Origin of the sequence: Metaclostridioides mangenotii, from assembly GCF_017873185.1 — a bacterium.
Classification (GTDB): Bacteria; Bacillota; Clostridia; order Peptostreptococcales; family Peptostreptococcaceae; genus Metaclostridioides; species Metaclostridioides mangenotii.
The window spans coordinates 1-1,903 of record NZ_JAGGJX010000011.1 but is presented as its reverse complement, the minus strand read 5'-3'; the positions used below and the strand labels follow the sequence as shown (position 1 = coordinate 1,903).

The window sequence follows — 1,903 nt, the reverse complement described above, 5'->3', positions numbered from 1 at the left end:
ATACACCTGTTCCCATTCCGAACACAGAAGTTAAGCTCTCTTGCGCTGATGGTACTTGGTGGGAAACTGCCTGGGAGAGTAAGACGTAGCCGCGTGATGATCCAAGGTAGCTCAATGGTGGAGCACCCGGCTGTTAACCGGTAGGTTGAGGGTTCGAGTCCCTCCCTTGGAGCCAATTGGTATCATATAAAGATTAGATTACCAGCACGTGGGATTATAGCTCAGCTGGGAGAGCACCTGCCTTACAAGCAGGGGGTCACAGGTTCGAGCCCTGTTAATCCCACCAATATAACGCGGCCTGGTAGTTCAGTTGGTTAGAATGCCAGCCTGTCACGCTGGAGGTCGAGGGTTCGAACCCCTTCCAGGTCGCCAAACTAAATTTAATTTACAGTAAGTTAATTAGAAAAAGATTTATATGCTGGTGTGGCTCAACGGTAGAGCAGCTGACTTGTAATCAGCAGGTTGTAGGTTCGATTCCTATCACCAGCTCCAAAAATCGGAGGATTTCCCGAGTTGGCCAAAGGGGGCAGACTGTAAATCTGTTAGCTTCGCTTTCGGTGGTTCGAATCCACCATCCTCCACCAATTAAATATGCGGGTGTAGCTCAATGGTAGAGTTCTGGCCTTCCAAGCCAGCTGTGAGGGTTCGATCCCCTTCACCCGCTCCAATATATTAAATTATATGGGTGCATAGCTCAGCTGGATAGAGCAACGCCCTTCTAAGGCGTGTGTCCGGGGTTCGAATCCCTGTGCGCTCACCATATAGGGGATTCGCCAAGTCGGTAAGGCACAGCACTTTGACTGCTGCATGCGTAGGTTCGAGTCCTGCATCCCCTGCCAATTTAATACTATGGTCTATTAGCTCAGTCGGTAGAGCACCTGACTTTTAATCAGGGTGTCCCGCGTTCGAGTCGCGGATAGATCACCAGTGGAGAGGTGTCCGAGTGGTTTAAGGAGCTGGTCTTGAAAACCAGTGATGCTTAACGGCACCGTGGGTTCGAATCCCACCCTCTCCGCCAGTTTAAATACAAATAAACACACATTGGAGAAGTACTCAAGTGGCTCAAGAGGATCCCCTGCTAAGGGATTAGGCTGGGTTAACCGGTGCGAGGGTTCGAATCCCTCCTTCTCCGCCAATAAAATTCGAGGTGTAGCGCAGTTTGGTAGCGCACATGGTTTGGGACCATGGGGCCGGGGGTTCGAGTCCCTTCACCTCGACCATTAAAAAAATGCAGTTGGACCTTTAGCTCAGTTGGTTAGAGCGCCCGGCTCATAACCGGTAGGTCCGGGGTTCGAGTCCCTGAAGGTCCACCAATTTAGGGGTATAGCTCAGTTGGTAGAGCGTCGGTCTCCAAAACCGTGCGCCGGGGGTTCGAGTCCCTCTACCCCTGCCAAAGTAAAACTGTTATATTATCTTCGAGGTGTAGCGCAGTTTGGTAGCGCACATGGTTTGGGACCATGGGGCCGGGGGTTCGAGTCCCTTCACCTCGACCAGTAACACCAAATAATTAAATATTATGAAGAAATAAACTAAAGTAATACTGAAAAAATGCAAGGGCCTATAGCTCAGGTGGTTAGAGCGCACGCCTGATAAGCGTGAGGTCGCTGGTTCGAGTCCAGCTAGGCCCACCACTTGCCCAAATAGCTCAGTCGGTAGAGCAGGGGATTGAAAATCCCCGTGTCGGTGGTTCGATTCCGCCTTTGGGCACCAAGGTATACGGCGGTATAGCTTAGTTGGCTAGAGCGTTCGGTTCATACCCGAAAGGTCACAGGTTCGACTCCTGTTACCGCTACCATCTAAACTATGCTAACAAAAAAGAACATTGAAAATTAAACAGTAGGTTAATTTATAAGAAAACAAGAAACAAACCATATAAAGCCAGATATTAAAGATAACGATAGTA

18 tRNA genes and 1 rRNA gene are annotated in these 1,903 nt (G+C 49.5%); all 19 read left to right on the top strand.

Going from position 1 to position 1,903, the window contains the following annotated elements:
* Positions 1 to 95: ribosomal RNA gene (gene rrf, locus J2Z43_RS14615) — 5S ribosomal RNA — on the top strand; the annotation flags it as partial.
* 5 nt (positions 96 to 100) lie between these two features.
* Positions 101 to 175 (top strand) — tRNA-Asn (locus tag J2Z43_RS14610).
* Positions 176 to 210: 35 nt separating this feature from the next.
* A tRNA-Val gene (locus tag J2Z43_RS14605) sits at positions 211 to 286 on the top strand.
* A gap of 9 nt (positions 287 to 295) precedes the next feature.
* A tRNA-Asp gene (locus J2Z43_RS14600) sits at positions 296 to 372 on the top strand.
* A 45-nt stretch (positions 373 to 417) separates the two neighbouring features.
* Positions 418 to 492, top strand: a tRNA-Thr gene (locus J2Z43_RS14595).
* Positions 493 to 498: 6 nt separating this feature from the next.
* A tRNA-Tyr gene (locus J2Z43_RS14590) sits at positions 499 to 584 on the top strand.
* A gap of 9 nt (positions 585 to 593) precedes the next feature.
* Positions 594 to 667: transfer RNA gene (locus J2Z43_RS14585), tRNA-Gly, on the top strand.
* 16 nt (positions 668 to 683) lie between these two features.
* A tRNA-Arg gene (locus tag J2Z43_RS14580) sits at positions 684 to 760 on the top strand.
* A gap of 3 nt (positions 761 to 763) precedes the next feature.
* Positions 764 to 839, top strand: a tRNA-Gln gene (locus J2Z43_RS14575).
* Between the two features lie 12 nt (positions 840 to 851).
* Positions 852 to 927, top strand: a tRNA-Lys gene (locus J2Z43_RS14570).
* A 2-nt stretch (positions 928 to 929) separates the two neighbouring features.
* Positions 930 to 1,018, top strand: a tRNA-Ser gene (locus J2Z43_RS14565).
* Between the two features lie 25 nt (positions 1,019 to 1,043).
* Positions 1,044 to 1,135: transfer RNA gene (locus tag J2Z43_RS14560), tRNA-Ser, on the top strand.
* An 8-nt stretch (positions 1,136 to 1,143) separates the two neighbouring features.
* Positions 1,144 to 1,220 (top strand) — tRNA-Pro (locus J2Z43_RS14555).
* 16 nt (positions 1,221 to 1,236) lie between these two features.
* Positions 1,237 to 1,313 (top strand) — tRNA-Ile (locus J2Z43_RS14550).
* Positions 1,314 to 1,317: 4 nt separating this feature from the next.
* A tRNA-Trp gene (locus tag J2Z43_RS14545) sits at positions 1,318 to 1,393 on the top strand.
* A 23-nt stretch (positions 1,394 to 1,416) separates the two neighbouring features.
* Positions 1,417 to 1,493: transfer RNA gene (locus tag J2Z43_RS14540), tRNA-Pro, on the top strand.
* Between the two features lie 61 nt (positions 1,494 to 1,554).
* Positions 1,555 to 1,631: transfer RNA gene (locus J2Z43_RS14535), tRNA-Ile, on the top strand.
* A gap of 3 nt (positions 1,632 to 1,634) precedes the next feature.
* Positions 1,635 to 1,710 (top strand) — tRNA-Phe (locus tag J2Z43_RS14530).
* A gap of 8 nt (positions 1,711 to 1,718) precedes the next feature.
* Positions 1,719 to 1,795 (top strand) — tRNA-Met (locus J2Z43_RS14525).
* The last annotated feature ends 108 nt before the right edge of the window (positions 1,796 to 1,903 follow it).